This is a genomic window from Rheinheimera sp. F8, assembly GCF_001518915.1.
In genome coordinates, this window is sequence record NZ_CP013656.1 from 2,113,738 (window position 1) to 2,135,735 (window position 21,998).

Here is a 21,998-nt window from a genome sequence, read left to right on the forward strand (position 1 = left end):
GTTCCGCAGCGCTTTCCTTTAATTCTCGTCGCTGAGTTCAGGCAGGCCCGGACAACTTAAGGTCAGACCCAATCGTTTGATAAACTGTTGCTCTGAGCGTAAATCCGCAGCCAACACGGTATGCTGCTGATACCAGCTATCAGGCAGTAACAACGTCAGTTGCTGCGCCGCAGCATGCACCTGGATCTCCGGCAGAATATCTTCCCGCCGTTTCTGATTCAGTAATATCGCCAGGCGAAACAGACACAGTGCGTAGTAAAAATCGCTCTGACGATACAGATAAAATGGCGTGATATCGTCCGGTTTGATCTTCCGCCGGTGATAGCGCACCAGACTGGCCAGTACCCGTTGTTGTTCCTGGTTAAAGCCTGGCAAGTTGGAATTATTCAGGATATAAGCACTGTGTCGTTGCACGCTGGATGAGTTGATCTGCAGGCCAATTTCATAAACATAACAGGCAAACTGTAATAGTTGGCCCCATTCTGCACTGAGCTGCCACTGGGTCTGCGTTTGAGCCCACAAGGTCTGCACGGTCTGGCTGACCCGGCCGGCCTGTTCTGCATCGACTACATAACGTTTGATCAGGCTTTGAATCGTATGTTGACGAATATCCTGATGTTGCAGCCGATCACTCATCTCATACAACACACCTTCGCGCAGGGCTGCGTCGACATACACCATCTCGTCGATCCCCAGCATCCGGAACGATGCCAGTAAAATCGCAAGACCCGGTGCCAGCAACTGCTTGCGATCTTCCGTCAGACCGGGCAGATTTAACGCATCGCAAATCTCAACTTCCAACAACAGTTGTTGCAGTTTTTCCAGATGTTCGAGCTTAATCACATGTGGATGCCAGCCAAGCCCGCTGACAATATCCTTAATGGTTTTGATCGTACCGGAAGTCCCCACAGCCTGTTGCCAGCCGGTATTTTTATACCCGGTGTAGATGATTTCCAGTTCCTGTTCGGCATGCATCAGCGCCCGTTCAAATCGTTTTGGGCTGATGCGGCCACGCGGGAAATAGAATTTGGCGAAGCTGACACAGCCCATATTGCGGCTGGCCAGTTTCAGCGGTTGAAAATCCACACCAATGGCAAATTCAGTACTGCCACCGCCAATATCGATAACCAGCCGTTGACCGGTGTAAGTTTCAAAGTGAGCGACGCCCTGATAAATCAACCGCGCTTCTTCTTGCCCGGCAATGACTTCAATCGGAAACGGAAACACGTCCTGCGCCTGTTGCAAAAAGCGTGCGCTGTTTTTCGCCCGGCGCAAGGTGTAGGTGGCGATCACACGGACGGATTGTGAGGGCATGTCTTTGAGTGTATCGGCGAATTGACGCAACACGGTCAGGCCGCGCTGCATCGCTTCATCGCTGAGCATCTGCTGTTCATCCAGCCCATCGGCCAGCTGAACTTTTTGTTTTTCCCGATGCAACAATTGCAGCGCACCGTCAACGATACGCGCGATCACCAGGTGAAAACTGTTGGAGCCTAAGTCTACCGCCGCAATTAATTCGGCGGCAGACAACGCATTTGGCGTCAGATGGGTCATAACTCTGCCTGAATAGTCGGTCCCAGTTGCTGGCTGGCGAGATAGTCATAAATCGCCTGCTGAGACCTGATACTTTTTCTGTTGCCCCTTTTGACATAAGGGTTGCTTTGTTCTTTGTCGATCAGGCGGGCTTTGACGTTGTCATTCCACTGCAAATCGAGCACTGTCATAATTTGTTGCTTAATGCGCGCATCATAAATCGGTACGCCCACTTCGACGCGCATTTCAATATTGCGTGTCATCCAGTCCGCAGATGACAGATATAAATCGATATCGCCGCCATTAAAGAACTGGTAGACCCGGGCATGTTCGAGGTAACGGTCCAACACACTGATCACTTTGATATTGTGACTTTTACCCGGAATACCCGGGATCAGCGAACACATGCCGCGCACGATAATCCGGATCTTCACGCCGGCCTGGCTGGCTTTATACAGCAGATCAACAATCGGATCATCGACCAGATTGTTCAGCTTCAGCACAATTTCTGCTTTGCGCCCGCTCAAAGCAAAGTCAATTTCGCGTTGGATCAGTTGATTCAGTTTAGGCCGGCTCCAGGTCGGCGACACAATTAAGTGTTTAAACACAAAGGGTTTGTAGCTGTATTCGACAAATTCAAATACCTGATCCACTTCATCACAAATTTCATTGTGACAAGTAAATAAGCTCATATCGGTATAAATCCGTGCGGTTTTTTCGTTGAAATTGCCGGTACCAATATGGGCATATTTCACCAGTCCGGCTTTTTCTTCGCGGCTGACGATGCAGAGCTTGGAGTGAATTTTCAGTGTGGTCAGGCCAAACACCACCTGTACACCGGCCTGCGTCATGCGCCGGGCCCACTGAATATTATTTTCTTCGTCAAAGCGTGCTTTGAGCTCGACCACTACAGTGACTTTTTTACCATTTCTGACCGCATCAAGCAGGGAGTGGATCACCCGCGAATTTTTTGCCACGCGGTACATCGTCATTTTGATCGACTTCACTTTGGGGTCAAACGACGCCTGACGCACCCATTCGGTGAAATAAGTGAAGTTGTGATACGGGTAATGCAATAACACGTCATTGCTGCGGATCGCATCAAAGGTGGTGTTATGTTGTTCAAAATCCGGACTTGGCAATGGCGGCAGCGGCGAAAACTCCAGACTGGCGTGGCCGGTGTACGGGAAATTAATGAAATCTTTGAAATTCCGGTAACGACCGCCGGGGATCAATGCGTCCAGCGTGTTAGCGCCCAGCAGTTTGCGCAATATTTTCAGCATATGCTCAGGCATCGACACGTCATAAACCAGTCGCACCGGCTCAGATTCCAGCCGTTGCCGGATCCCGTGCGACATCTTGTCGAGCAAGCTCTGGTCCAGTGATTCGCTTAAGTCATACTCGGCGTCTTTGGTCAGCTTCATCGAGTAGGCCTGGATGTCGCAGAAATCAAAGAAACCAGCGAACAAGTCGCGCAGGCAGTGAATGATCACATCGTCCAGCATCATAAACTGGTGGCGATACCTGCCGCGGCGTTTGGTGCGGTTTAATGCTATTGGCAGTTCCAGAAAACGCGACACATCATCCGTCGGAACCTGCACGATGGCATACTCCGGTTTGCCCTGTCCGGTCATTTCCACCATCAGGTAAGTGGCATTGTCTTCCAGGCGTTTTGATAACTGCAGGTGTTCATTTGACAACAGCACCGGCGAGATATGCCGCAGCACTTTTTCTTTGAAATAGGATTTAACCCAGGCGCTTTGCGATTCGTTCAGCTTGTGCTGGTCAATAAATTCGATGTTATGTTTGCGCAAACCAAGCTGCAGGTCCATATGGATGGCATTAAACTTGGCACCGAGGCGCAACACAAACTGTTGAATTTGTTTCAATAAATGCTCTGTTTGACTGGCGTCTTCATGGTGATACATCTGCAGCATGATCCGCCGCTTCACGTCCGCCACCCGCACCCGGTAGAACTCGTCCATGTTATTGGAATAAATGCCGAGAAAACGCAGGCGCTCAATTAATGGGTTGCGTTCATCTGCAGCTTCCTGCAACACGCGTTCATTAAAAGCAAGCCAGCTTAATTCTTTTGGAAAATAATGCATCGGGTGTTCTGAATTGTTTGGTAGTTCCATATCAGTTCCATCACTGCGGGGGAGGGGCTGAGCCTAATCTATGGCAATTTGATGAAAGAATTATGAATAAGATAGCCCGTCACGTCAGAACATGCACGGGCTATTGTTGGACAGAACGGTTTCAGTTCAGATTTTCAACATCGACCATCACATCTGAGGCAATGTCTTCGAGCGCCTGTACCACTTCGTCTTTGTTCAGGCCTTCCGGCAGCTCAACAGTCGCGATCGCATTAAACAGTGGCACACCCCAATTCGGTGCGCTTTGTTTAGAGCTTTCAAAGTGAATGATGTTGGTGCCTTTATGTTTAATGACCGACGACAGTTCACGCACAATACCCGGTCTGTCATTGCCGGTGATGACGAACTTTAGCAGTTTCTGCTCGTTGACGCGGGAGTCCACCCCATGTTGTACGCGGATATCCAGATCCTTCATCTGTTGCAGCGCAGCGGTTAAAGCCGCCACATGTTGTTCTGCCACTTCAACCTGTAAAATCCCGGCGAAGTAACCAGCCAGATGGCTCAGGTTACTTGCGGTCCAATTGCCGTGGTATTCGGCAATCAACGTTGCAAGTTGTTCGACCAGGCCGGCTTTATCCTGTCCGATCAACGTTAAAACCAACTGCTTCATAGCGCATTTCCTTGTTTTTAGTACGGCACTGTAAATCCCACGACAATCTGGATTCAGCGTAAAAAATATATCATATTAAAATGTAATTTTTGTTATTAAAGCAACTTGACCAGTGTCCACACGGGTAACCATCCGGGCGCCCAGCCAGCCGAAACTATAGCCAGCCACTTTAAAAAAACAACACTGTTGGTCGATTTTTGCTGGAAATTCGCCAGACTGTTTTCTCGTCATATTATTGTCATATTACCGACATATGATGTTTAGCGTGAACTGCAGGCACAGGCTTGCGATTGCCAACAAGAGGACTTTAAGGTGAAAACTTTTAAAATTTTATCGACTGCGGCCATTATCGCTGCCACTTTCAGTTTTCAAGCCGCTGCGGTGACTAAAGTTGACCCGGCTTTACCTGACTACCAGAAAGCCTCAGGCGTATCGGGCAGTATTTCCAGTATCGGTTCTGATACGCTGAACAACCTGATGACGTTGTGGGCTGAAGATTACCGCAAACTGTACCCAAATGTGAACATTCAAATTCAGGGTGCCGGTTCTTCTACGGCACCAACGGCATTGACTGAAGGTACTTCAAACTTCGGCCCAATGAGCCGTGCGATGAAACCAAGTGAAATTCAGGCGTTTGAAGCCAAATTCGGTTACAAGCCAACTGCAGTGCCGGTTGCGGTCGACTTACTGGCGGTTTACGTCAATAAAGATAACCCAATCAAAGGCATGACCATGGCACAGGTTGACGCCGTGTTTTCAGCGACCCGCAAATGTGGTTACAAAGAAGATGTGACGCGCTGGGGTCAGCTGGGTCTGGATGGTGCGTGGGCGAATCGCGACTTCACCATGTACAGCCGCAACGCCGTATCCGGTACTTACGGTTACTTCAAAGAACATGCGCTGTGTAAAGGCGATTTCAAATCCAGCATCAACGAACAACCAGGTTCTGCATCAGTAGTTCAGGGCGTCAGTGAGTCGATTAACGGTATCGGCTACTCAGGGATCGGTTATGTGACTTCTGGTGTCCGTGCACTGCCACTGGCGAAAAAAGAAGGTTCACCTTTTGTTGAACCAACTGCTGACCACGCATTGGATGGCAAATACCCACTGTCCCGTTTCCTGTTTGTTTATGTCAACAAACACCCGAACAAAGAACTGACGCCAATGGAACGCGAGTTTATCAAACTGGTGTTATCAAAACGCGGTCAGGAGATTGTGGTTCGCGACGGTTATGTGCCAGTTCCGAACAAAGTAGCCGCGAAAATTCTGGCCGAACTTGGTATCAAGTAAATCTCAGATTTTTGTCAAGGCGCCTGCGGGCGCCTTTTGCGTTGACATCGGTTTGCTGCGTGGTCGCCAATCCGCGGTTTTCCGGTCAGTCAGCTGCTGAATATTGCTAATTTATGACAAAAATCTGCACTGTAATATTTCTGACATAAAACTCATCTAAGCTTTGCAGCATCCGAAAAGTCAGTCCTGGATGTGTAAACATGCAACAGACCTCCACGTCAGCTCCTGTCACTACAAGGCAATCATTATTGCCAAGTGGTGAGAAACGGGCCCGTCTGCGCCGCTGGCGCAGTTTTAAAGATAAAATGTCCAAATACGGTATCGCATTTGCCGGCATCAGTGTGGTCGCAGCCTTTGCGACTATTTTTGTTTATCTGTTTTCTGAAGTTGGGCCGATTTTTTCGTCGGCCAGCGTTGAACCTGAGCAAAACTACCAGATCAACAGCAGTAAACCGTTGTATACCAACCTGGAACGCTACAGTGAAGTCGGGTTGAATGTCTCGGCGGCCGGTGAACTGCAATTCTTTGATGCGCTGACCGGTCAGGCTGGCGAAAAAGTGCAGCTGCAACTTCCGGCACAAACCACGATTTCAGCGTTTGCCCGTGGCGAACCCCGCTCAGGCTTGCTGGCACTCGGTTTATCCAATGGTCAGGCGCTGGTGATCAAACACGAATACAACCTGAGTTATCCGGATGACAAACGCAAAGTGGTGCCAGTGGTTACTTATCCGCTTGGTGAAACTCCGCTGGATTTAAATCCGGGTCAGGCGTTAAAGAGTCTGGCGGTACAGGAAGGCAGTGCGGGCACAGCGTTGGTTGCGTTTGCTGCTGATGGTCGCCTGAGCTACCACGTGTTTGAAGCACAAACTGAGTTTATGACCGGCGAGACGACACTGGTGCGTACCGATTATCCGTTACCGGATGCACCAAAAGACGTCAGCCGGATTTTGCTTGATACCACGCTGCACAATTTGTTCATCGCTGAAGGCAATGAAAAGATCCACTACTACGATGTGACCGATCCGGCACAGGCCCGTTACGTCGAAGCGGTCAGTGCTGTAGCGGCCGGCAAACAAGTGACTGCGGTCGAGTTTTTAGTTGGTGCGGTCTCGCTGATTGTTGGTGGTTCAGACGGCAGTCTGAGCCAGTGGTTTCTGGTGCGCGATGAGCACAACAATTTCCACTTAAAACACATCCGTGATTTTGAACAACATCCTGCGGCAATTCGCCAGATTGAACCTGAGTATTCGCGCAAAGGTTTCCTGGTATTAGATGCTGCTGCCAATCTTGGTATTCATTACGGCACGTCAGCCCGCACTTTAGCGCTGGAACCGTTGCTGGAAGGCACTAATTTCGAACGTATCGCGATCAGTCCAATCAACACTGCATTACTGGCATTTGCCGCTGATGGCAAAGTACAGCGTTTTGCGCTGGAAAATGCGCACCCGGATGTTAGCTGGAAGGCGATGTGGAATGAAGTCTGGTATGAAGGCCGTGGCGAAAAGGACTATATCTGGCAGGCATCTTCAGGTTCTGATGAGTTTGAAGCCAAAATGAGCCTGGTGCCGCTGGCACTCGGTACGTTAAAAGCTGCGCTGTTTGCCATGTTGTTTGCCACGCCGCTGGCCATCATGAGCGCGCTGTATACCGCCTATTTTATGACGCCAAAGTTACGCGGTAAGGTCAAACCGACCATTGAAATTATGGCGGCGTTGCCAACGGTTATTTTGGGTTTCCTCGCCGGTTTGTGGCTGGCGCCTTTTGTCGAGAAATACCTCAGTGCGGTCTTTGCCATTCTGTTGCTGCTGCCGCTGATGATGTTGCTAACCGCTTACCTGTGGCGGTTCTTCCCGCGCAGCTGGCGCGAGCGGTTTGGCCTGGGCTGGGAAGTGGTGGTGTTAATTCCAATGATCGTCGGCTTTATCTGGTTGTGTGTCAGCTTAAGTCCGGGGGTTGATCAACTGTTCTTCAACGGTAGTTTGCGCCAGTGGTTCACTGATAATGGCATCACTTATGACCAGCGTAATGCGCTGGTGGTTGGGATCGCGATGGGTTTTGCCGTTATTCCAAATATTTTCTCGATTGCAGAAGATGCGGTGTTTAACGTGCCACGCCATTTAACCCAAGGGTCATTGGCACTCGGTGCGACACCATGGCAGACCATGGTAGGCGTGGTACTACCAACGGCGAGCCCAGGTATCTTCGCGGCAGTGATGGTCGGTTTTGGTCGCGCTGTCGGTGAAACCATGATTGTACTGATGGCCACGGGCAACAGTCCGGTAGTGAACTTCAACCTGTTTGAAGGCATGCGGACGCTGTCAGCCAACATCGCGGTAGAGCTGCCGGAAACGGCGGTCGGCAGTACTCACTTCCGGGTGTTATTCCTGGCGGCGCTGGTGTTGTTTGTCTTTACCTTTATTTTTAACACGTTGGCGGAAGTGATCCGGCAGCGGTTACGTCAACGCTTCAGTAATCTGTAATTCGGAGTGAACGGCATGAGAGCTTGGTTTAAAACGGGAACTCCGTGGATTTGGTTAAACGCCGGTGCTATCGCGCTTTGTCTGGTGATGGTGATTGGCGTATTGGGTCTGATTGCAGTGCAAGGTGGCAGTCACTTCTGGCCGGCTGATTTGCAACAGGTTGAAGCTATACAGGCCGATGGCAGCAAAAAAACCTTGTTGGCTGAGCATGTGCGCACCGAACAGGTCAGCCGTATCACGCTGAAAGATTCAGGCGTAGCGGTACCGGATGATGCGGAATTTTATGCACGGTATTTATTAAAGCTGGCGAACCGCGACGTCTATGGCCGTGATTTTGCCTGGTTCCTCGAGCATGATTTGGCTGGCTGGACAAAACCAGACAATGCCATCGTGATCGAACGGCGCGAGTGGGGTAACTTCCAGGGCTTCCCGCAACAGTTACTACAGCAGGACAAAGTAGTGGCCGAAGGTGAAGCACTGTGGCCGGCCTTACAGGCGGCAATGTCGCGTGCCAACGCCCTGCAGGACCAGATCACTGACATTGAAAAGGGTGATATCGGTAAGATTAACAAGGCGCTGGAAGCGTTACGTCTTGGCAAGCGCACGCTGGAGTTACAAGGCGCAACGGCTGCGGAAATCAGTGTTTATACACAGCAAGCCGCCGAAGATCAGGCAATGCTGGACGCGCAATATGCGGAGTTACAGCAAAAACTGGAAGCGCTGTACACTGAAGCAAAACGTGACAGCCTGAAAGTCGTCACCGCTGAAGGCAAAGAGCTGACGATTAGCCTGGCGAATATTGTGCACGCGCACATGCCGAATCAAATGTCATTGCTGGAAAAATCGGTGCATTACGTCGGCGCGATTTGGAACTTCTTAAGTGATGATCCACGCGAAGCCAACACAGAAGGCGGTATTTTTCCGGCCATTTTCGGCACTATCACTATGGTGATTCTGATGTCGATTATTGTGACGCCATTCGGTGTGCTGGCCGCAATTTACCTGCGTGAATATGCCAAACAAGGCACATTGCTGAAGATCATCCGTATTTCCGTCTACAACCTGGCCGGTGTGCCATCGATTGTATATGGCGTATTTGGTCTGGGCTTTTTTGTCTACATCATGGGTGGCAATATCGACGCCTTGTTTTATCCGGAGAAACTGCCGGCACCGACTTTCGGCACACCAGGTCTGTTCTGGGCTTCTCTGACGCTGGCGTTGCTGACACTGCCGGTGGTCATTGTGTCCACTGAAGAAGGGTTGTCGCGTATTCCAAGTACGATCCGGATGGGCAGTCTGGCGCTGGGTGCGACTAAATCTGAAACTTTATGGAAAGTCGTTGTGCCACTGGCAACCCCGGCGATGATGACGGGCCTGATCCTGTCTATTGCGCGGGCTGCCGGTGAAGTAGCGCCACTGATGTTAGTCGGTGTGGTGAAATTAGCACCGACATTACCAGTCGACGGTACTTTCCCGTTCGTGCATCTTGATCAGAAAATCATGCACTTAGGTTTCCATGTTTACGATGTGGGTTTCCAGAGTCCAAACGTTGAAGCATCGCGGCCGTTGTTGTACGCCACGGCGTTGGTGCTGGTAGTGCTGATTGTGGTGCTGAATATGGCTGCTATCCATTTACGTAACAAGCTGCGGGAAAAATATCGCGGCGAGTCTGACTAGAACAAGCGGATCCATCGGTGCCTGCGGGCACCAGGTGGCGGGGCAAATGACATCCCGCCACAGAACCTGAACTGAATTTTAAGAGTGAACTGACGTATGACCACACAACAAACTCTGAACGGCTACAGTGAGCTGAATCTGGCAGACGAAAAAATCAAGCTGGAAGTGAAAGACCTGCGTTTGTACTACGCGGAATCGCAGGCGTTAAAAACCATCAATATGCTGATCCCGGAAAAACGCGTGACGGCATTTATCGGCCCGTCAGGTTGTGGTAAATCCACTTTACTCCGTTGCTTTAACCGGATGAACGATCTGGTGGATATCTGTCGTATCGAAGGGCAGATCCTGCTCGACGGTCAGAATATCTATGACAAATCAGTCGACGTCGCCGAGCTGCGCCGTCAGGTTGGCATGGTGTTCCAGAAGCCGAACCCGTTTCCGAAAACCATTTATGAAAACGTGGCTTATGGCCTGCGTCTGCAAGGCGTAAATGACCGCCGCGTGCTGGACGAAGTGGTCGAAACCTCGCTCAAAGGCGCAGCGCTGTGGAACGAAGTGAAAGACCGTTTACACGACAACGCTTTTGGTCTGTCTGGTGGTCAGCAACAACGTTTGGTGATCGCCCGTGCGATTGCGATTGAGCCTGAAGTGTTGCTGCTGGATGAACCGGCGTCGGCACTGGACCCAATCTCCACGCTGAAGATTGAAGAATTAATCAACGAGCTGAAAGACCGTTACACCATTGTGATTGTGACGCACAACATGCAACAGGCGGCACGGGTATCGGACTATACTGCCTTTATGTACATGGGCAATCTGGTCGAATACGCGGCGACAAACAAGATGTTTACCAACCCGTCGCAACAGCAGACTGAAGACTACATCACTGGCCGTTTTGGTTAATTACCAGACTTAAGCAGAGGTTTCACATGGACAAACTGAATTTAACCAAACACATTTCCAGTCAGTTTAATGACGAGATTGAGCAGATCCGTAACCACATCATGGCGATGGGTGGCTTGATTGAGCAGCAGCTGTCGGATGCACTGAATGCGATTGCCGGCAGCAATGCTGAACTGGCGCAACAGGTGATTGCCAATGATTTGCTGGTCAATGACTGGGAAATCAAAATTGACGCAGAATGTACGCGTATTATTGCGAAACGTCAGCCTGCCGCCAGTGACTTACGCTTAATTCTGACCATCATCCGGGCGATTTCTGATTTGGAACGCATTGGTGATGAAGCGGAGCGGATCGCTAAAGTTGCCCTGGAATCCTTCAGCAGTGCGCAGCAGGATTTGCTGGTCAATCTGGAGAATATGGGCCGTCATGTCGCGCAGATGCTGCACGATGTATTGGACGCATTCGCCCGGATGGACGTGGAAGCAGCCTTAGCGGTGTACAAAGAAGACAAAAAAGTCGACCGCGAATATGAAGCTATCACCCGTCAATTGATGACGTACATGATGGAAGATCCACGTTCCATTCCCAAAATCATGAATGTGCTGTGGTCCGCCCGTGCGTTGGAACGCATCGGTGATCGCTGTAAAAACATTTCTGAGTACGTGATTTCTTTTGTTAAAGGCCGCGATGTGCGTCATAGCGACGAAGATAGCCTGGAACAAAACGCCCGCAGCTGAATTTTCGCTGAATAGGTGCTGAAATTCGCGGAAGTCAAGCCGACAGGGTGTAAAATACCTGTCGGCTTTGTTGTTTTATCTGTGCAGGCGCGTTTTTATTACGCGGCCGTTGCAGTAAAATACGCACCGACTTTCGTCCACTACAAAACCAAGAGGCAAAGCTATGCCAAGTGCATTTTTGGCTGTTTTCGCAAAATCTCCAATCAAACCGATTGAAGAACACATTCGTAAAGTCCTGGCGGCCAGCGAGCAGTTACTGCCGTTTTTTGCAGCCGTATATAACAAGGATTGGGACACTGCAGCGGAAGTAAGAAAAGTAATCGTTAGCCTGGAAAAAGAAGCTGACAATTTAAAACGCGATATCCGCGTGCATTTACCACGTGGCCTGTTTTTACCGGTAGACCGTACCGATATTCTCGAGCTCGTATCGCAACAGGATAAAATTGCTAATAAAACCAAAGATATTACCGGTCGGGTGTTAGGCCGGGAGCTGGAAATTCCGGAACCTATCCAACAAGAATTTAATGCTTACCTGCAACGTTGTATTGATGCCGTCGCCCTGGCGTGTGAAGCGATCAACGAATTGGACGAATTGCTGGAAACAGGTTTCCGTGGCCGTGAAGTTGATATGGTGATCAAAATGATCGCAAAAATCGACGAAATCGAACACGACACTGACGAAATGCAAATCAGTTTGCGGAAATTCGTGCGCAAATCTGAAAATGCATTGAATCCCGTTGATGTGATGTTTCTGTACCGTACTTTAGAGTGGGTCGGCGATTTAGCTGATACTGCGTTAAAAGTCGGTTCACGTCTCGAAATCATGTTGGCTCGTTAAGCGCTATAGGTAAAAATTCATGGAAATTTTGGCTCAATATGGCCATGTGCTGGTAATTGTTGCAGCACTGTTTGGCTTTTTTATGGCTTATGGTGTTGGTGCAAATGACGTTGCCAATGCAATGGGAACTTCGGTTGGTTCTAAAGCCTTAACTTTAAAACAAGCACTAATCATTGCGGCGATCTTTGAAGCGTCAGGCGCCTGGTTGGCCGGTGGTGAAGTCACATCAACCATTCGCAGTGGTATCGTAGATGCCGAGGCCTTTAAAGATGTACCGCAATTGCTGGTATACGGCATGATTGGCTCATTATTAGCTGCAGGCACCTGGTTGTTGGTTGCATCTCATTATGGCTGGCCGGTATCAACAACTCATTCAATTGTTGGCGCAATTATCGGTTTTGCTTCGGTCGGCGTTGGCATGGACTACGTGCACTGGGATGCTGTCGGCGGCATTGTCGGTAGTTGGGTAGTCACACCGTTGCTATCAGGTGTGTTGGCATTCTTAATCTTTATGAGTGCCCAGCATTTCATTTTTAACACAGACAGCCCGTTAAAAGCCGCGAAGAAATTCGTGCCTTACTACATGTTTTTTGCCGCTTACATTATGTCGTATGTCACGGTTACTAAGGGCTTAAAACATGTTGGTTTGGATCTATCAACCAACGAAGGTATTTTGTTATGTTTTGCCATTGCGCTGGCTGTTGCATTGATTGGTGCCTTTGCGATCAGTCGCTTGAAAATTGATCCGGATGCAGATAAAGAAATGCACTTCACCAACGTGGAGAAAATTTTCGGCATTCTGATGATTTTCACCGCCTGCTGTATGGCATTTGCGCACGGCTCCAACGACGTTGCGAATGCCATCGGGCCTTTGGCTGCAGTTGTTGGCATCATCCAGTCTGGTGGCCAAATTCTGGACAAAGTGTCGCTGGATTGGTGGATCCTGCCACTCGGGGCCGTTGGTATCGTGATTGGTCTGGCGACTTTGGGTGCGAAAGTTATCCGGACTATTGGTGAAAATATCACGCATTTGACGCCAAGCCGTGGTTTTGCCGCGGAAATTGCAGCCGCCAGTACAGTCGTTATTGCTTCAGGCATGGGTCTGCCAATTTCAACAACTCAAACCTTGGTTGGTGCAGTACTTGGTGTGGGCATGGCGCGGGGCATTGCAGCACTGAACCTTAATGTGATCCGCAATATCTTTATTTCCTGGGTAGTGACGTTACCGATCGGTGCTTTGCTGTCGATTTTGTTCTTCTACGTCATCAAATTCATTGTAGGCCTTGCGTAAAACATCCTTTCAATCAGATCAGCCGCCTTCGGGCGGCTTTTTTGTGTGTAGAGAAACCGCAGCTATCGACCAAAGTTGGTGCGGCGCTCAGCGCATTTTGCTTGCGGGCACCAAATCACTGGACTAGCATCTTCATCGCTATCTTTGCGGGTAAATCAAAATTTATAACGGAATTTACGATGAAACGACTGCCCAGCGTGAAACAACTGCAATATTTACTCGCCTTACATGAACACCAACATTTTGGCCGCGCTGCCGATGCCTGTTATATCGGCCAGTCAACGTTAAGCGCCGCCATTGCCAATCTGGAAGAAACCATCGATGCCCAGTTGCTGGAGCGTGACCACAAAACCTTTATTTTCACCTCATTAGGTGAGGATGTAGTGCGTCAGGCCCGCTATATCATTGAACAATGTGAAGAACTGGCCGATTTTGCCCGGAATCAGGGCAAGCCAATGACCGGACAGTTTCGCCTCGGTTGTATTCCGACTATTGCGCCTTTTGTGCTCAGTGAAGTGATGGCGTTGTGTCGTCAGCGTTTTCCGGAGCTGCAGTTGTTACTGCGCGAAGACACCTCAGAAAACTCATTGCGGGCACTGACCGAAGGCCGGCTGGATATGGTGTTATTGGCGCTGCCGTATGAGACCGGAGCCTTGCATACCGAAGTACTGGCGCAGGACGGCTTTAAACTGGTGTTACACAAAGACTGGCAGGATCGCGGCTTCAGCCAGGATATTTCGCAGTGGCCAGATGAAAGCATCTTTTTACTGGAGCGGGAGCATTGTCTGACCGGTCATGCGGTGAAGGCCTGTGAACTGGAAGATTCGCGTAAAGTGAACCCGTTTTTTGCTACCAGCTTGCATACGTTAACGCAAATGGTGAATAACAAACTTGGTGTCACTTTTATGCCGCAAATGGCGATTAACAGCGGGTTGTTGCAGGGCACTGAACTGATTAGTCAGGCGCCTTCCAGCAGCGGCGCCGCGCGCGATATCGGTGTGGCCTGGCGACCCACCTCGAGTAAATCCCGCAATTACCGGCTGATGGCAACACTGATCGCTGAAGTGTTGCAACAAAAGTGCGCCGGCTAAGCCGGCGACACGACAGTGCGATTCAAGGGCGTTGGCGGAATTTACTGAAATACAGCTGATGCTCGGCTAGTCGCCGGTCTGGTAATAATAACAACAGCATCAGCGCAATAAGATTGAGTAGTGGCAGAAGACCCGCGCCGGCAAACAACAGCGGCGGGTAGCCTTTTTCGGTGGCAAGCTGATAACTGTACCAGCATAAGATGATTTGACTTGCAGCCAACAAGATCAGACTAAACCAGATATCCATTGCGACTCCCTGTATCTACATAGCCAATGTTAACGCGCATCCTGCGCTTTCTTCGATTATAGAGCAGTCAGTACAGAAGCCACGGCGATTTTGGCGTTTATTTCTGTAAGCCAAACGCCGCAGAGACATTGAGAAACTGTGGCCGGATCAGTAGACTGTGCGCTGTTTTTTCACCCGATGTCTCAGTGTTTGTCAGTAAAGCGGACCTGCTATGCAAAAATCAGATTTTTCTTTTGAGCTGCCTGAGCAGCTGATTGCCCGTTACCCCCAGCCTGAACGTTCTGCCAGCCGGTTGCTGAAATTACAGCGCCAGACCGGAACTATTGAACATAGCCAGTTCAAAGCCGTACTGGATGCCATCAATCCCGGTGACCTGCTGGTGTTCAACAACACCCGCGTCATTCCGGCGCGATTATTTGGCCAGAAAGCGTCTGGCGGCAAAGTCGAAGTGTTGGTCGAGCGTTTGCTCGATGATAAACGCTTTCTGGCGCATATCCGTGCCAGCAAAGCACCAAAACCGGGTAATCGTTTAATCCTGGAACAGGATGCCGAAGTTGAGATGACCTGCCGTCACGGTGAGTTATTTGAACTGACGTTGTTATCAGACGAGCCGGTACTGGCGATGCTGGAACGGCTAGGTCATATGCCTCTGCCGCCTTATATCGACAGACCGGATGCGGCCAGTGACCGCGAGCGTTATCAGACCGTTTATAACGCCAAGCCAGGTGCAGTGGCAGCGCCGACCGCTGGATTGCATTTTGATGAGCCGCTGCTGGCGGCACTGAAAGCCAAAGGCGTTGAGTTTGCTTTTGTCACGCTGCACGTCGGCGCCGGCACTTTCCAGCCAGTGCGGGTCGACAATATTCTTGAACACCAGATGCACGCTGAATATATCGAAGTGCCACCAGAAGTGGTCGCTGCAGTGGAAGCCTGTAAAGCACGGGGCAACCGCGTGATCGCAGTTGGCACTACATCGGTGCGGTCACTCGAATCAGCCGCCCAGTTTGCCATCAAAGCCGGACAACCATTGCAGCCTTACTACGGCGATACACAGATTTTTATCTATCCGGGTTATCAGTTTGCCGTTATTGATGGCCTGATCACCAATTTCCATTTACCGGAATCGACGTTGATTATGCTGGTGTCGGCGCTGTGCAGCAGAGATATCATCATGCAGGCCTATCAGGAAGCTATTGCGCAGCAGTATCGGTTTTATTCCTATGGCGACGCGATGCTGATCCTTTAATTGGCGCAGCCTGGACGGACAGTCAACATCCGCCTGGCTTTCTGCTACAATCGGGCGTTTTTAAAAAGGCCGGACTGTTTTTCCGGTCAATGAGGTCACAATGAAATTTGAGTTAATGAAAACCGACGGCAAAGCCCGCCGCGGTCGTATGACATTTGCCCGTGGTGTGGTCGATACCCCGGCGTTTATGCCGGTGGGTACCTACGGCACCGTGAAAGGCATGACGCCGGAAGAGCTGGCCGCTACCGGCGCCCAAATCTGCCTGGGTAATACCTTTCACCTGATGCTGCGCCCTGGCACCGAAATCATCCGGAAACACGGCGATTTACATGATTTCATGCATTGGGACAAACCAATCCTGACCGACTCAGGCGGTTTTCAGGTGTTCAGTCTCGGTGAACTGCGCAAAATTAAAGAAGAAGGTGTGACGTTTCGCTCTCCACTGAACGGAGAAAAAATCCAGCTGACGCCAGAGCGTTCGATGCAGGTTCAGCGTGATTTAGGCTCTGATATCGTGATGATTTTCGACGAATGTACGCCATATCCTGCCACTGAGCAGCAAGCGAAAAAATCGATGGAAATGTCTTTGCGCTGGGCAAAACGCAGCAAAGAGGCACATGGTGATAATCCTTCGGCGCTGTTTGGCATCATTCAGGGCGGCATGTATCCAAACTTGCGCGATGTGTCATTAAACGGTCTGGAAGACATCGGCTTTGATGGTTACGCCATCGGTGGTTTATCGGTTGGTGAACCGAAACATGAAATGATCAAAATTCTCAATCACACCACAGACAAAATGCCGGTACATAAACCGCGTTATCTGATGGGCGTGGGCAAACCGGAAGATCTGGTGGAAGGCGTGCGTCGTGGCATTGATATGTTCGACTGTGTGATGCCAACCCGTAATGCCCGCAACGGTCATCTGTTTGTCAGTAATGGTGTGATTAAGATCCGCAATGCCAAATACAAAGACGATATCGCGCCTTTGGATGAAAATTGCGACTGTTACACTTGTAAAAACTATTCGCGCGCATATCTCCATCATCTCGACCGTTGTAATGAGATCCTGGGTGCCCGGCTGAATACTATCCATAACCTGCACCATTACCAGAAATTAATGCAGGGCTTACGCAATGCGATTGAACAAGGCACACTGCAGGACTTTATCACGGACTTTTATGCCCGTCGTGGCCTGACTGTGCCAGCGCTTGATGCGCCAGTTCCGGTGTTGGAACAGAGTTCAGAGACTGCGTCCGCTGAATAACAATTTGAAATTAAGCTTAAAAATTTTAAGGGGATACATATGAGTTTTTTTATTTCTGATGCACAGGCACAAACGGCAGCAGCCGGTCAGCCTGGTGGTGGTCTTGATCTGGTCATTATGTTGGCCGCGTTTGGTCTGATTTTTTACTTCATGATTTTCCGTCCACAAAGTAAACGGATGAAAGAGCACAAAAACCTGATGGCATCGCTGGCTAAAGGGGATGAAGTGCTGACGCAAGGTGGCCTGGTCGGTCGAATCGCTAAAATTGCAGAAGACAAAGATTTTGTGGTGATTGCACTGAACGACACCACTGAAGTGACTGTGCAAAAAGGCTCTATCAGTGCCGTACTGCCGAAAGGCACGATGAAATCGCTGTAAAAGCGGCAGCCCGAAAGGAATTTACCGTGTTAAATCAAAACTCAATCTGGCGTTATTTGCTGGTCGTAGTGGTGATGGCTGTCAGTTTTATCTACGCCTTACCGAACATCTACCCCAGCGATCCGTCGCTGCAAATCAACGCGACCCGTGGTGCTGAAGTTAGCGCAGAAGTGGTCGAGAAAATCAGCACTGAACTGACTGCCAAACAAATCAGCAGCAAAAGTGTGGTGTTAGAAGACGGTCAGGTGCTGGCGCGTTTTCTGACGACTGAAGATCAGTTAAAAGCCCGTGAAGTCATTGAGACGTTGCTTGGTGACAAATATGTCACAGCGCTGAATCTGGCGCCGGCGACGCCGGCCTGGATGGACAGCATTGGTGCTGCGCCGATGAAACTGGGTCTGGATTTACGCGGTGGTGTGCATTTCCTGATGGAAATTGACATGAAAACCGCGATGGACAAAAACGTCAACGACCTGGTGCAAAACTACCGCACCGATCTGCGTGAAGCCAAAGTGCGGTACCGCTCTGTCACGGCCGACCTGCCAAAACAGCAGGTGGTGTTAACGTTCCGCAACGCGGAAGATGTTAAAGCGGCGCAGAAAGTGCTGTCGGAAAAAGACCGCGAAATGGTATACACCGAAGGTGCTGACAATACTTTATTGGTTGGTTTCAGCGAAGCCAAAGTCAAAGCGCTGCGTGAAGATGCGGTCGCCCAGAACATTACTATTATCCGTAACCGCGTCAACGCCATCGGCGTAGCTGAACCATTGGTTCAACGTCAGGGTGCAGAGCGTATTGTGGTGCAATTACCTGGCGTACAGGACACGGCACGCGCTAAAGAAATTCTTGGCGCGACGGCGACACTGGAATTCCGTCTGGTCGACGAAACTGCCGATGTCGCCAGTGCTGCTGCAGGCCGAGTTCCACCTGCGTCACAGCTGTTTTATGATCGTAGTGGTGCGCCGGTAGTACTGCAAAAACGCATCATGCTGACAGGTAACCATATTGTTGGTGCTAACGCAGGTTTTGATGAATACAGCCGGCCACAGGTCAATATTGATCTGGATGCCAAAGGTGGCAACAGCTTCTCGGTCTCCACTAAGGATGCGATAGGTAAAGCGATGGCCACTGTCTTTATCGAATACAAGCCAACCGGTAAAAAAGACGCTGATGGCAAAACCATTCTGGAGAAAAAAGAAGAAGTGGTGTCGGTTGCCACTATCCAGGCGCGTTTAGGCCGCAGCTTCCGCATCACTGGCCTCGATGCGCCAGGCGAAGCGCAGAACCTGGCAGTATTACTGCGTGCCGGTGCCCTGATCGCACCTATTCAGATTGTGGAAGAGCGCACTATTGGCCCAAGTCTGGGTCAGGAAAACATCGACCTCGGCATGAATGCCATTATGTGGGGCATGCTCGCGGTTGTTGGCTTCATGGTGGTGTACTACAAGTGGTTTGGTCTGGTCGCGAATATTGCGTTGACCTGTAACCTGGTATTGTTGGTCGGCATGATTGCAATGATCCCTGGTGCGACACTGACTTTACCAGGTATGGCGGGTATTTTGTTGACGGTTGGTATGGCTGTTGATGCCAACGTACTGATTAACGAGCGGATCCGTGAAGAACTGGCGAATGGTCGTTCTGCGATGCAAGCCATTCACGAAGGCTATGACCGTGCTTTTGCCACTATCGCCGACTCGAATATCACCACCTTGTTGGTGGCACTGATTCTGTTTGGCGTCGGAACTGGTCCGGTTAAAGGCTTTGCTATCACACTGGCACTAGGCATTCTGACATCGATTTTTACTGCGGTGGTGGTGACACGCCTTATCGTTAACGCCGTCTGGGGCCAGCGCCGTGGCGCTTCGCTACCGGTATAAGGAACTAATGATGCGTTTATTTATCTTTAAAAATTCGCTGAACTTTATGAAGCTCAAATGGCCTGCGTTGATTTTCTCGACCCTGCTGGTGTTGGGCTCATTGGTGAGTTTGTTTACGAAGGGTCTGAATCTGGGCCTGGACTTTACTGGTGGTACAGTGATTGAAGTCCAGTTCCAGCAACAAGCTGAGCTGGATAAAGTGCGTACTGCTTTGGCTGGCGCAGGTTTTGCCGATGCGCAGGTGCAGTATTTTGGCAGTAGCCAGGATGTCATGATCCGGATCGCACCGCGTGATGGAGTCCAGCAAAAAGCCATTGGCGAGCAAATTTTGCAAGTCATTAATACTGTTGCAGCGACCCCGGTGACAGTCAACAAAGTCGATGTTGTCGGTTCGTCCGTCGGTGATGAACTGAAAGAAGATGGTTTTCTGGCGGTGCTGGCTGCGCTGGTGGGGATCCTGATTTATGTGGCCGCGCGCTTCGAATGGCGTTTTTCGGTGGGGGCAGTGGCGTCATTACTGCACGACGTGATCATTACGCTTGGGATGTTCTCGGTGACCGGCATGGAGTTTGACCTGACCGTGCTGGCCGCGGTTTTGGCTCTGATTGGTTATTCCATCAACGATACCATCGTCGTATTTGACCGGATCCGGGAAACATTCCGTAAGTTACGGGATGCGACTGTGGATGAAACCGTCAATGAAGCGATTACCTCGACATTAAGCCGCACCACGATGACATCCTTTACGACAGCTTTAACATTGATCGTATTGTTCTTTATGGGTGGGGCCATGATCCACGGTTTTGCCACGGCACTGTTGTTCGGTATTGCCATCGGTACTTATTCATCAATTTATATCGCCAGTGCGGTCGCAGTGATTTTAGGCGCCAGCCGCGAAGATCTGATGCCCACAGTGATTGAAAAAGAAGGGGCGGATACCCCGTCTATCTAACTTGCGAAAAGCCAGTCTAATGACTGGCTTTTTTATTTACAGAAAGTATGGTACGCCGAACATCCATGAATAATGTTCGGGTCTGTCGGGGTAAGGAAGGCATACCGCACAAGCCAGGCCCTGTGACCCGGGGTATAGTGATGGTGCAGCGACAAAACCTGAAGGTCAAGGAGCAACAGATGAGTAAACAACATAATGCCGGTTTTCTGGCGATGGTCGAAGCAGCGAAAAGCCGGGTAAAAGAAATCACTATCGAGCAATATAACGCCCACCAGACACCTTGTGTACTGATTGATGTGCGGGAAGATCTGGAATGGCAAAAAGGCCATTTGCCGCAAGCGATGCACATCGGTAAAGGTGTGATTGAACGTGATATCGAAAGCAAAGTTCAGGATAAACAACAGACTTTGATTTTATATTGCGGTGGTGGTTTCCGTTCAGCCTTGGCGGCCGATGCGTTGCAACAGATGGGTTATAGCGATGTACTGAGTCTGGCTGGTGGTTATACCGCCTGGGTCAATGCCGGTTTGCCGGTCGCGCATGATTAAGCAATTGCGGATTCAATGCTCTGAATAAAAAACGCCGGCAATTGCCGGCGTTTTTATTGGGGGATGCTTAGCGCATCAGCGATTCGGTCAGATGCGGACGCATACCTTTTAACATTGCAGCCAGCACTTTTGGATTGCCGGCAACAACGTTACCGCTTTTCAGCTGGTTATTGCCGCCAACGAAATCGCTGACCAGACCACCGGCTTCACGCACAATCAGTTCACCTGCAGCGATATCCCATGGTTTTAAGCCTATTTCCCAGAAACCGTCTAAGCGACCGGCAGCTACATAAGCCAGGTCCAATGCAGCTGAGCCTGAACGACGGACGTCTGCAGCAGTGGTGAAGAAGGTTTTAAAGGTTTCGGTGTAAGCATCAAGGTGATGCTTTTGCTTAAACGGGAAACCCGTTGCCAGAATAGTGCCGGTTAAGTCAGTGGCATTGGTCACGCGAATACGGCGACCATTTAATTGCGCGCCACCACCACGGCTGGCGGTAAACACTTCACCACGCAGCGGATCATAAATGACGGCCTGATCGAGCTTGCCATTGTGGCGCAGCGCGATAGAAACGGCGAAGTGGGGGATGCCTTTGATAAAGTTGGCGGTACCATCGAGCGGGTCGATGATCCATTGGTATTCACTGTTAAAACTGCCGTAGTCGCCACCTTCTTCGCCAACGATATCGTGGGTTGGGTAGGATTTACGCAGGATTTGCACTATTGCCTGTTCTGCTTCTTTGTCGACGTTAGTGACAAAGTCGTTGGTGCCTTTTTGGCTGGTCTGAACCATGTCGAGTTGACCACAGGCCCGGGCGATGATATTGCCTGCGCCACGCGCAGCACGAACAGCGATGTTTAACATCGGATGCATAGAGTGAAT

Annotated in this window: 19 protein-coding genes; 14 read left to right on the top strand and 5 right to left on the bottom strand. The window is 50.2% G+C overall.

The features are described 5' to 3' along the window. Positions 1 to 18 precede the first annotated feature (18 nt). From ppx to ATY27_RS09505, 3 genes are all read right to left on the bottom strand, one after another. The gene (gene ppx / locus ATY27_RS09495; protein WP_208933281.1) at positions 19 to 1,554 is read right to left on the bottom strand and encodes an exopolyphosphatase; all 1,536 of its coding nucleotides are present in this window, start codon (positions 1,552 to 1,554) and stop codon (positions 19 to 21) included. Continuing rightward, positions 1,551 to 3,671, bottom strand: coding sequence for a polyphosphate kinase 1 (gene ppk1, locus ATY27_RS09500; RefSeq protein WP_244151425.1), 2,121 nt, complete (start codon positions 3,669 to 3,671; stop codon positions 1,551 to 1,553). The genes ppx and ppk1 overlap by 4 nt, the downstream gene beginning before the upstream one ends. Before the next feature lie 121 nt (positions 3,672 to 3,792). Then, positions 3,793 to 4,299, bottom strand: coding sequence for an ACT domain-containing protein (locus ATY27_RS09505; protein ID WP_208933282.1), 507 nt, complete (start codon positions 4,297 to 4,299; stop codon positions 3,793 to 3,795). Positions 4,300 to 4,644: 345 nt separating this feature from the next. Between ATY27_RS09505 and ATY27_RS09510 the strand changes: the two genes are divergently transcribed. The 8 genes from ATY27_RS09510 (at position 4,645) to ATY27_RS09545 (ending at position 14,606) form a co-directional block, all read left to right on the top strand. After that, positions 4,645 to 5,589 (top strand): phosphate ABC transporter substrate-binding protein PstS family protein, encoded by a 945-nt coding sequence (locus ATY27_RS09510; protein ID WP_279614577.1) that lies wholly within the window; start codon positions 4,645 to 4,647, stop codon positions 5,587 to 5,589. A gap of 200 nt (positions 5,590 to 5,789) precedes the next feature. Next, positions 5,790 to 8,069, top strand: coding sequence for an ABC transporter permease subunit (locus tag ATY27_RS09515; RefSeq protein ID WP_208933284.1), 2,280 nt, complete (start codon positions 5,790 to 5,792; stop codon positions 8,067 to 8,069). Between the two features lie 15 nt (positions 8,070 to 8,084). After that, positions 8,085 to 9,746, top strand: a complete 1,662-nt coding sequence (pstA, locus tag ATY27_RS09520; RefSeq protein WP_208933285.1) for a phosphate ABC transporter permease PstA — start codon at positions 8,085 to 8,087, stop codon at positions 9,744 to 9,746. A 96-nt stretch (positions 9,747 to 9,842) separates the two neighbouring features. Then, positions 9,843 to 10,649, top strand: coding sequence for a phosphate ABC transporter ATP-binding protein PstB (pstB, locus tag ATY27_RS09525; protein ID WP_208933286.1), 807 nt, complete (start codon positions 9,843 to 9,845; stop codon positions 10,647 to 10,649). Between the two features lie 26 nt (positions 10,650 to 10,675). After that, entirely contained in the window at positions 10,676 to 11,386 is a 711-nt protein-coding gene (gene phoU / locus ATY27_RS09530; protein ID WP_208933287.1) for a phosphate signaling complex protein PhoU, read from the top strand. A 163-nt stretch (positions 11,387 to 11,549) separates the two neighbouring features. Beyond that, positions 11,550 to 12,224, top strand: a complete 675-nt coding sequence (locus ATY27_RS09535) for a TIGR00153 family protein (protein WP_208933288.1) — start codon at positions 11,550 to 11,552, stop codon at positions 12,222 to 12,224. 19 nt (positions 12,225 to 12,243) lie between these two features. Next, on the top strand, positions 12,244 to 13,515 hold the full coding sequence (locus tag ATY27_RS09540) for an inorganic phosphate transporter (protein ID WP_208933289.1): 1,272 nt from the start codon (positions 12,244 to 12,246) through the stop codon (positions 13,513 to 13,515). 179 nt (positions 13,516 to 13,694) lie between these two features. After that, positions 13,695 to 14,606, top strand: coding sequence for a hydrogen peroxide-inducible genes activator (locus ATY27_RS09545; protein WP_208933290.1), 912 nt, complete (start codon positions 13,695 to 13,697; stop codon positions 14,604 to 14,606). A 22-nt stretch (positions 14,607 to 14,628) separates the two neighbouring features. Here the strand turns inward: ATY27_RS09545 and ATY27_RS09550 are convergent, their stop codons facing one another. After that, positions 14,629 to 14,853: a hypothetical protein gene (locus ATY27_RS09550; RefSeq protein ID WP_208933291.1), complete on the bottom strand. Its 225-nt coding sequence runs from the start codon at positions 14,851 to 14,853 to the stop codon at positions 14,629 to 14,631. 211 nt (positions 14,854 to 15,064) lie between these two features. Here ATY27_RS09550 and queA point away from each other — a divergent pair, with 211 nt between their 5' ends. From queA to ATY27_RS09580, 6 genes are all read left to right on the top strand, one after another. Further along, the gene (gene queA / locus ATY27_RS09555) at positions 15,065 to 16,099 is read left to right on the top strand and encodes a tRNA preQ1(34) S-adenosylmethionine ribosyltransferase-isomerase QueA (RefSeq protein ID WP_208933292.1); all 1,035 of its coding nucleotides are present in this window, start codon (positions 15,065 to 15,067) and stop codon (positions 16,097 to 16,099) included. Positions 16,100 to 16,199: 100 nt separating this feature from the next. Next, positions 16,200 to 17,363, top strand: coding sequence for a tRNA guanosine(34) transglycosylase Tgt (gene tgt / locus ATY27_RS09560; RefSeq protein WP_208933293.1), 1,164 nt, complete (start codon positions 16,200 to 16,202; stop codon positions 17,361 to 17,363). 39 nt (positions 17,364 to 17,402) lie between these two features. Next, positions 17,403 to 17,741, top strand: a complete 339-nt coding sequence (gene yajC / locus ATY27_RS09565) for a preprotein translocase subunit YajC (protein WP_208933294.1) — start codon at positions 17,403 to 17,405, stop codon at positions 17,739 to 17,741. A 26-nt stretch (positions 17,742 to 17,767) separates the two neighbouring features. Beyond that, entirely contained in the window at positions 17,768 to 19,618 is a 1,851-nt protein-coding gene (secD, locus tag ATY27_RS09570; RefSeq protein WP_208933295.1) for a protein translocase subunit SecD, read from the top strand. A 10-nt stretch (positions 19,619 to 19,628) separates the two neighbouring features. Further along, entirely contained in the window at positions 19,629 to 20,570 is a 942-nt protein-coding gene (gene secF, locus ATY27_RS09575) for a protein translocase subunit SecF (protein ID WP_208933470.1), read from the top strand. A 179-nt stretch (positions 20,571 to 20,749) separates the two neighbouring features. Beyond that, positions 20,750 to 21,118, top strand: a complete 369-nt coding sequence (locus tag ATY27_RS09580; RefSeq protein WP_208933296.1) for a rhodanese-like domain-containing protein — start codon at positions 20,750 to 20,752, stop codon at positions 21,116 to 21,118. A gap of 67 nt (positions 21,119 to 21,185) precedes the next feature. Here the strand turns inward: ATY27_RS09580 and suhB are convergent, their stop codons facing one another. Beyond that, positions 21,186 to 21,989: an inositol-1-monophosphatase gene (suhB, locus tag ATY27_RS09585; protein ID WP_208933297.1), complete on the bottom strand. Its 804-nt coding sequence runs from the start codon at positions 21,987 to 21,989 to the stop codon at positions 21,186 to 21,188. Positions 21,990 to 21,998: the final 9 nt, after the last annotated feature.

Bases quoted from the DNA above. Each gene is read 5' to 3' on its own strand.
- phoU (WP_208933287.1), top strand. From the start codon at position 10,676: ATGGACAAACTGAATTTAACCAAACACATTTCCAGTCAGTTTAATGAC.
- queA (WP_208933292.1), top strand. From the start codon at position 15,065: ATGCAAAAATCAGATTTTTCTTTTGAGCTGCCTGAGCAGCTGATTGCC.
- tgt (WP_208933293.1), top strand. From the start codon at position 16,200: ATGAAATTTGAGTTAATGAAAACCGACGGCAAAGCCCGCCGCGGTCGT.
- secF (WP_208933470.1), top strand. From the start codon at position 19,629: ATGCGTTTATTTATCTTTAAAAATTCGCTGAACTTTATGAAGCTCAAA.
- ppk1 (WP_244151425.1), bottom strand. From the start codon at position 3,671: ATGGAACTACCAAACAATTCAGAACACCCGATGCATTATTTTCCAAAA.
- ATY27_RS09535 (WP_208933288.1), top strand. From the start codon at position 11,550: ATGCCAAGTGCATTTTTGGCTGTTTTCGCAAAATCTCCAATCAAACCG.
- ATY27_RS09550 (WP_208933291.1), bottom strand. From the start codon at position 14,853: ATGGATATCTGGTTTAGTCTGATCTTGTTGGCTGCAAGTCAAATCATC.
- ATY27_RS09505 (WP_208933282.1), bottom strand. From the start codon at position 4,299: ATGAAGCAGTTGGTTTTAACGTTGATCGGACAGGATAAAGCCGGCCTG.
- pstA (WP_208933285.1), top strand. From the start codon at position 8,085: ATGAGAGCTTGGTTTAAAACGGGAACTCCGTGGATTTGGTTAAACGCC.
- yajC (WP_208933294.1), top strand. From the start codon at position 17,403: ATGAGTTTTTTTATTTCTGATGCACAGGCACAAACGGCAGCAGCCGGT.
- ATY27_RS09540 (WP_208933289.1), top strand. From the start codon at position 12,244: ATGGAAATTTTGGCTCAATATGGCCATGTGCTGGTAATTGTTGCAGCA.
- suhB (WP_208933297.1), bottom strand. From the start codon at position 21,989: ATGCATCCGATGTTAAACATCGCTGTTCGTGCTGCGCGTGGCGCAGGC.
- pstB (WP_208933286.1), top strand. From the start codon at position 9,843: ATGACCACACAACAAACTCTGAACGGCTACAGTGAGCTGAATCTGGCA.
- ATY27_RS09515 (WP_208933284.1), top strand. From the start codon at position 5,790: ATGCAACAGACCTCCACGTCAGCTCCTGTCACTACAAGGCAATCATTA.
- ATY27_RS09580 (WP_208933296.1), top strand. From the start codon at position 20,750: ATGAGTAAACAACATAATGCCGGTTTTCTGGCGATGGTCGAAGCAGCG.
- ppx (WP_208933281.1), bottom strand. From the start codon at position 1,554: ATGACCCATCTGACGCCAAATGCGTTGTCTGCCGCCGAATTAATTGCG.
- ATY27_RS09545 (WP_208933290.1), top strand. From the start codon at position 13,695: ATGAAACGACTGCCCAGCGTGAAACAACTGCAATATTTACTCGCCTTA.